Origin of the sequence: Pseudarthrobacter sp. (assembly GCF_036675385.1) — a bacterium.
Taxonomy (GTDB): domain Bacteria; phylum Actinomycetota; class Actinomycetes; order Actinomycetales; family Micrococcaceae; genus Arthrobacter.
In genome coordinates this window covers 1-1548 of the sequence record NZ_JAKFFD010000180.1, presented here as the reverse complement: position 1 = coordinate 1548, position 1548 = coordinate 1, and the positions used below count along the sequence as shown (strand labels likewise).

General features: G+C 65.9%; 1 protein-coding gene. It reads right to left on the bottom strand.

The annotated features are described in order from the left end of the window. The coding region (locus V6M49_RS15590; RefSeq protein ID WP_332761902.1) for a glycoside hydrolase family 43 protein at positions 1 to 1177 on the bottom strand (1177 nt) is incomplete at its 3' end. Between the last annotated feature and the right edge of the window lie 371 nt (positions 1178 to 1548).

The window sequence follows — 1548 nt, the reverse complement described above, 5'->3', positions numbered from 1 at the left end:
TGGCGCCGCCGTCGCGGTTGAAGCCCACGGGTTCGGGGGCCTGCTCGAAAGGCCGGGTGACCGAAGCCAGCGCCGGGCGGCCCGGCCAGGTTTCGGGATAGCCCTGGGCGAACTGCTGGACGGCCACGCGGGGGTCGGAGCGGCCCGGGTCCGCCGGCGCGGGCACCTTGCCGGCGGGTGGCTTGGGCGGCATGCTGATGCCGGCCTCGGTCTGCGTGACGGGCCACATTCGGCCGTCGGCGTCGTAGTAGAGGTACTCCATCGTGACGGAGCGGCGGTTGCCGTTGCCGGTCTGGCCGTCGGGCAGGGTCAGCTCGCCGTTGTGATAGGCCAAGTAGGACTGGCCCTTGAAGTCGTCGATGACGCCCGCGTGGATGGTGTAGCTATTGTGCGTCGGGCCGGTCAGCAGACCCTGGTAGGTCCAGGGCCCGCGCGGGCTGGGCGCGGTGGCATAGGACAGGTGCTCCCAGACGTTCTGGTGCGCCATGGATGCGTAGGTCAGGTAGTACACCCCCTTGCGCTTCGACAGCCACGGCCCCTCGGTGTAATTGGGCAGCGCGATCTTTTCGATAGGGCCGTCCAGCTCGGTCATGTTCGGCTTGAGCCGGGCCAGGTAGAGCACCGGGTTGCCCCAGGCCAGCCAGGCGGTGCCGTCGTCGTCGATGAAGACGGTGGGGTCGATGTCGTTCCAATTGTAGGGGCTCGGCGTTGTGGCATCGGTGACCAGCGCCGAGCCGCGCGCATCCTTGAACGGGCCCAGCGGGTTGTCGGCCACCGCCACGCCGATGGCCTTGCCTTGGTGGGTGTCGTCGTGCTGCACGGTGGCGTAGAAGTAGAAGCGGCCGTTGCGCTGCACCACCTGCGCGGCCCAGGCGTCGCCCACCGCCCACTTGAAGTCGGTGGGCTTCATGTGGGCGCCGTGGGCGGTCCAGTGGCGTAGGTCCTTGGACGAATAGCACAGCCACTCCTTCATGAGGAAGAAGTCGTTGCCCTTGGCTTCGTCACGGCCGACGTAGAGGTAGACCGTGTCGCCCACGACCAGCGGCGCTGGGTCGGCGGTGAAGCGGTCGCGCAGCACCGGATTGGCGCCGGGCGCCGGTTCGGCGGCCGGCGCGGTCCCGCAGGCGAGGGCGGCCCAGCAGAGGGTGATGCGGTGCAGCAGGGTGACGAGGCGCATGGCTAGGCGTGAACCTTCAATAGGTTGTTGCGGGTGTTCACCCGGAGTGGTTTGGAAAGACATAGGAATCGCCAAACCCCCTGTCAAAGCGAGCCGGAGCCCGGATGACGACACGGGAGGCCAAAGGTCTGATACTTCGGAGGGCTATTAGAGAACCAGAACGCTAGGAGCAGCCTGATCTGCCCTATGGCATACTTCGCATAATGTATATTATGTAAATAATACGATGGCTCTTCGAGCTACCCGTGGCGGGCATCCCGCCACGTCTATAAAGAAATGCGCCCCCCGCCTCACCAGAACAGCACATACAGCGCGATGAGGATGGCGACCACACCGACGCTGCCGAATCGGAAAGCGGCTGGTGTGTGGTA